The organism is Teredinibacter purpureus (assembly GCF_014217335.1).
Classification (GTDB): domain Bacteria; phylum Pseudomonadota; class Gammaproteobacteria; order Pseudomonadales; family Cellvibrionaceae; genus Teredinibacter; species Teredinibacter purpureus.
Genome location: NZ_CP060092.1, coordinates 1744218 through 1750635 on the forward strand (window position 1 = coordinate 1744218; position 6418 = coordinate 1750635).

Below are 6418 nucleotides of genomic sequence, written 5' to 3' on the forward strand. Positions count from 1 at the left end.
CTATTGTTCGTGATCACTACAACACCTCATAAAAATAAAGTTGCGATTATAGGCTTAGGGATGTCGTTGCCTGGCGGAGTGGAAGACCAAAAATCGTACTGGAATTTACTCGAAAATAAAATTGATGCGACGGTGGATATTCCATCAGATCGCTGGGACGCTAAACGCTTTTATGCGCCATATGAGTCGGACAAACCAGGCAAGATGTATGTAACTCGCGGCGGGTTTCTGCAGCGTGAGGTGGATGCTTTTGATCCGTTGTTTTTTGGTATTTCACCTCGTGAAGCATCAATCATGGACCTGCAGCAACGTTTGTTGCTTGAAATTGCGGTTAAAACTTTTCAGGATGCCGGCTATACCGAAGAGCATTATGCTGAGTCAAATATGGGCGTATTTATTGGCGGGTTTTGTATGGATGCCCATGTTCAAGCCGCAAATGCCGATAACAGGAATTGGTACATCAGCCAATCCGTTACTGGTTCAACTGCGACTATGCTTTCCAATAGAATATCGTACATATTTAACTTGAAAGGCCCGAGCCTAACGATAGATACAGCTTGCTCTTCGTCTCTGGTTTCTGCTCATTATGCCGTGGAAAGTATACTCGCAGGGGATTGTGATACCGCGCTTGTCGGTGGTGTGAACATCATGACTCAGCCTGAGCATTTTATTGAAATGTGCAAAGGTAAGTTACTGTCCAAAGACGGTCGTTGTTTTACGTGGGACGAAAGAGCGAATGGTTATGCGCGTGGAGAAGGTGCGGGCATGCTGCTTTTTAAATCGTTGGATGCGGCAGAGCGTGATGGCGACCATATTTATGCGGTTATCGAAGGCACTGGCGTCAATCAAGATGGTACCTCCAAAGGTATTACATCGCCCAATCCTGACTCGCAGTCCACATTAATACGTCACGTACTGCGTAAAGCCAATCTTCAGCCTCAAGATATCGATTATGTTGAAGCGCATGGTACGGGTACCCAAGCAGGAGATACCGCAGAAACAAGTGCCTTGAATGATGTCTTTCAGAAAGGCAGGCAAGGCAAACTTGTTATAGGGTCTGTGAAAACGAATATTGGTCATTTAGAGGCCGCTGCAGGCGTATCAGGTTTACTAAAAGCAATACTGTGCCTTTCCCATAAAAAGATTCCGGCAAACCTTCACTTCGAAACGCCAAACCCCGCTATTCCATTCGACGATATGTGTTTAAAGGTTCCAACTGAATTAATAGAATGGCCAACGGATAATAAAACAAAATATGTGGGTGTAAATGGTTTTGGGTATGGTGGCACGAACGCTCATATTATTCTAAGTGAAGCGCCAATAGATCGTTCTATTGAAAGTAATAACGATGAAAACGAAGCGCTAGATGCACCGCTTATGTTACCTGTATCGGGCAAATGTTTAGCGTCGGTTAAGGCGGTTGCGCAACAGTATTCCGCCATAATTGATTCAGCGGAAAATGCAACAATAAACACGCTGTTAAGACGTGTTTCCACTAAACGTAATCACTACGACCAACGCGCCTTTGTTTTTGGCGCGGACAAGCAGGAACTGTTGGCGAGGCTGCATAATCTTGAACATGATATTCCGTGTGAGGGTGTAGCGGTTGGTGATTCTGCTGCAAAAGCTGAAAAATTAGTTTTCGTCTACTCTGGTATGGGGCCTCAATGGTGGGGCATGGGGCAAGAGCTGTTTGAAAGCGAGCCGTTATTCGCCGAAAAAATTAGAGAATATGATCAGGCGTTTTTGAAAATTTCTGGTTGGTCGATACTCAAAGAAATGCTAGCAGACGAAGCCTCGTCTAGCGTACAGAAAACGCAAATCGCACAACCTTTAAACTTCGCTATCCAAGCTGCGCTCACCGAATTGTGGTTATCGTGGGGAATACAACCGGATGCAGTCGTTGGTCACAGTGTAGGCGAGGTTACCTCGGCCTACATCTCGGGCATGCTGAGTTTAGACGATGCACTATTAGTGAGTTATTACCGAAGCCTATTGCAAAGCACGCTGGCGCATACCGGTGGTATGTTAGCGGTTGGCTTATCGGATAATGCCGTTCTGCCTTACCTGGAACGCTATAGCCAGCAGGTTTCGATTGCCGCAATTAATTCACCTAGTGCTGTTACGCTTGCAGGTGAACAGAGTGCGTTAGATGAATTAGCGGAGCAGTTTACTGCGCAATCGATTTTTAATCGTGCGCTTAAGGTCGAGGTGCCTTACCACAGCCCACTTATGGCGCCGATAGAGGCGGATATTAAACAACATCTCGCAAGTGTCACGCCAAAAGAAGCGGTGATTCCTTGTTACTCCACAGTAACAGGAGCGCTGGCTAAGCAGAACGATTTTGATGCAGACTACTGGTGGCACAACGTCCGTGAAAGTGTGTCTTTCTCGAAAGCGATCACCACATTGTGTAAAGATGAATACACCAATTTTCTTGAAGTGGGGCCACACCCTGTTCTCAACTCCTCTATCAAAGAAATACTTACAGAAGCTCGTATTACTGGTCATGTGTTCTCGTCGTTAAACCGAAAAACACCTGAAGCGAATACGCTACTAGAATCCTTGGGTCGTTTATACACTCAGGGCTTTAATTTGAATTGGGGCGATATTCAAAAAGGGCGTGACAGCCACATGAAGTTGCCGATTTACCCGTGGCAACGAGTGAATTGCAACTACGGCGCACCCAAATTTATTGAGGATAAGTTTGGTGAGAAGGGTCATCCTATCTTGTACCGTAACATGCAGCTCCCAGCACCAAGCTGGCAGGTTGAATTGAGTGATTCGCTGTTCCCCTATATTAAAGATCACCAGATCGGCAATAAAATAATATTGCCGGGTGCTTTCTATGTGGAAGCTGCACTCGCACTCTACAACAGAGTTTTTGATAGCCCTGTCGTTTGCTTAAGGGATATCTCTTTCCGTCGAATTCTTGCGTTACCCGATCTTGCCAGTGATGAAGAAACGCGCATTATTTCGATGTGTAATCCCGAAAAAGATACCTTCCGAATATTTAGCACCACCACTGCACCTCAGGAAAATTGGGCTTTTCATATGGAAGGCCACTATCAAAATGTTAGTAACGTAAGTGCGTTCAAGGTACAGAAAATTCCGTGCACTAGCGAATATGTGCCTGCCGATATTACTGCGTTTTATCAGACCGTTGCGAACAATGGGCTTCAATACGGCCCTTACTTTCAACCGATTAAAAATATGTGGAGTAAGAACGGCAGTGTAGTAGCAGAATTAACCAATACGCTGGACAGCGACGATAGCGATAAATATTTACTTCCTCCACCGGTACTGGATGGTATTTTTCAAACCATGTTTTGCTTCGGAGGAGACTATAATGTTCCATTTGTACCGGTAAAAATAGAGCAGTTAATTTTTAACGGTAAGGTTAGCGAACGCTGCACTGTAGTGGGCCAATTGCTTTGGATCTCGGCCACCTCTTTAAAAGCCGATTTTACTTTGTTCGACGAAGAAGGCCAGCCTATAGTGGAGCTGTCTGGTGTAACGTGTCAGGCCTTAGCGCCCATGACTGATGGTGCCGAGAGTGGAATCAATACGTTGTACAACACTATGTGGGAGCCGTTAGATAGCAGTGACTTTGAGGCTCGCTCAGTAACGCCAGCAGGCGTTATTACTCTCTTCGACGAGCGTGAAAAGGCTACGGCGCTTACATCATTATTAGCTCAATCAAACAGTGCTATAGCTTTTTCGGATTTTGAAACGACTGCATTTGAACAACTAATACAGCAGCGCGATATCGATGCTATCGTCTATATGTGCGAGGCGCCAACGCCGCTTGCGAACGCGCTTAATCAGTCTGTAGATCATTGTGCTCGTATCACTGACATTGTTAAGGCATTGCATAAGTCTGATCCCGCTAAAACCATTAGGCTGTACCTTTGCACTCAGCAGGCGTGTAAAGTATTGGATAGCGATAGAGTGGACGGGATTTCGTCGTCTAGCTTGATAGGGCTTTGCCGAACCATTAATACCGAGCACCCTAATATCGAGTGCTCCAGCGTGGATTTCACCCACGCTACGTACGAAGAGTTCGAAATATTCTGTCGAGAAGTTTTTGAATTGGACATGGGGATACAAGAACTTGCGATTCGCGGGCATTCTTTGTATCAACATTTGCTCTCTCAATTAGACGATGAAGAAGAGTATATAGAAACAACCGAATCTCGATTTAGGCAAGAAGTGGCCGTGCGTGATTTTGGCAGCCTCGAACATGATGAATTTCCTTTCTCTGGTTGCAATACACCGCTTTCAGGGGCTGAAATCATACCTGCCGGCAGTGTAAAAATAGAAGCCGATTATTTCACGTTATCCTATTGGGATAGTGCGAATAGCCAGCTACAAGTATTTCCAGAAGATCCATCAAAGCATTTCTTCCAATACCGAGCCGGAATGCAGTGTGTGGGGTATATCGATAAATACGCTGAAGATGTTGTTGGCTTTACCGCTGGCGATTGTGTTCTCTCGTTACACCCGCACGGCATCAAAAATTTTAGCATCGTACCCCGTGACCGTATTTTTAAAATACCGCAATCACTCTCCAATGTGCGGCTTCCGGATGTATATGAGATTTTCCGCGCGAAGCTTGCTTTACGCCAAGTTGCTTTGACAGATAAAAGCCTTACGCTATTGGTGTATGGCAATTGGAGCGCTTTCACCCAAACGTTGATTGCTTATTGCGCTGAGCATAATAGTACGGTGATATTCGTTGATGAAGACTGTTCACCACTCGCTGAAATGGATGTGAAAGGTCTCGATAACGTGCGCTACTTTGCCGAAAGTGCAGGCTGGGAAGAAAGCGTAGAATCTGTATGCAGTGGTGTCGATATACTCGTCAATAACGGTCGAAAAAACTTCTCTCAAATACATCTACTTAACGCTTTTGCGAATGTAATTGACTTCAAGTCCAGTCAAATGCAACGCGCGCTAGAACAGGAAGTTCCTCCCCGTAATTGCACCTACCACATTATTGATGTGGATTATTTGTTTGCGCATAATTATGCTTATGTTCGCACTGAAATAGAAAATATTGTTGCTGAGTTAGCTCATTCAATTGATGAGTATCCACCATTGCCGGCGTTTGAACTTAGAGATATCGCTACCGCAGCGGCAGAGCTGAAAGGTGGTTCAACGGCCGCGCTGCACGTCACCATGAAAAATGAAACAGTTCCTCTTAGGGTGGAGCACGAAGAGGAAAGTTTTGAGCTAGCCGGAACGTATATTGTTACCGGTGGTACTCAAGGCTTTGGCCTTCAATGTGCACAATGGCTTGTCGAAAAAGGGGCCAAGCACCTTGTTTTAATGAGCCGAAGCGGATTAAAACAGGCCGACGCGATTACTGTCGTGGACAAGCTAAGAGCGAGCGGTGTACAGGTAGAAGTCTGCGCGGTAGATATTACCAACGCAGAGAGTTTGAAGGAAGCCGTAGCGAAAGTCACCCAAACGTTACCCCCCATCAAAGGCGTGCTTCACAGCGCTATGGTGTTGGGCGATGCTTATTTAGAACAGCTCGATAGAGACCAGTTTGCGCGTGTACTAGCGCCCAAAATACAAGGTGCTATCAATCTCGCCTCTACACTAGACACTACGCGTCTAGATTTTTTCTTAATGTTCTCGTCCATTTCATCTCTCATTGGGAACGCAGGGCAAGCCAATTACGTTGCGGCTAATAGTTTTCTTGACAGCTTTGCACATTACCTGGAAAGCCGAGGTGTACCCGCTAAAACGATTAACTGGGGTGCGCTAAGTGATAGCGGAGTACTCGCTAGCAATGAAAGCTTAGTGAAGGTACTTGAGCTAGCAGGAATTTACGGCGTATCTAACCGCGTAGCCTTGGGAGGCATGGAAAAAGTGTTGTTAGGTACAACCAGCCAAACCGGTATATTCCATATTGATTGGAACCAGTGGAGTAAAAGTAATCCGTCACTTTCCCAGTCAGGCTTTTATCAAAATCTTCTCGACGCGCAAAACAATAATGAAGATCGCATTAAATTGATGGAAGTACTGGAAAATATTATTGATAAAGATAGCGAGGAAAGAACGCAGTATGTTCAGCACGAACTTGCCGTTCGTTTCGGCGCTATTTTTAAGATGCCAGCTGAAGCTATCAACCCAAATACCAGCATTATAGATCTCGGTGTCGACTCGCTAATGGCGGTGGAAATATCGATGGCCCTGAAAACACAGTTAGGGGTGGATATCCCCACTATTGAGTTAATTAGCGGCCCCAGTATTGCCATGCTCGCAACCAAAATATTGGTTCAGATTGAAGAGCTAATTGAGGAGGTTATGAGTGACTACTCAGAAGAAGGTTCAACGGAAGAAACTGATATGCCAGAAATAAATGCCGGCTAGATATTCTTAATTTCTAACTATGTTTTGTTCACTA

At 45.3% G+C, this 6418-nt stretch carries 1 protein-coding gene; it reads left to right on the forward strand.

What is annotated here, in order from left to right:
* The first annotated feature begins 9 nt into the window (after positions 1–9).
* Positions 10–6384: a type I polyketide synthase gene (locus H5647_RS07590; RefSeq protein WP_162926323.1), complete on the forward strand. Its 6375-nt coding sequence runs from the start codon at positions 10–12 to the stop codon at positions 6382–6384.
* Positions 6385–6418: the final 34 nt, after the last annotated feature.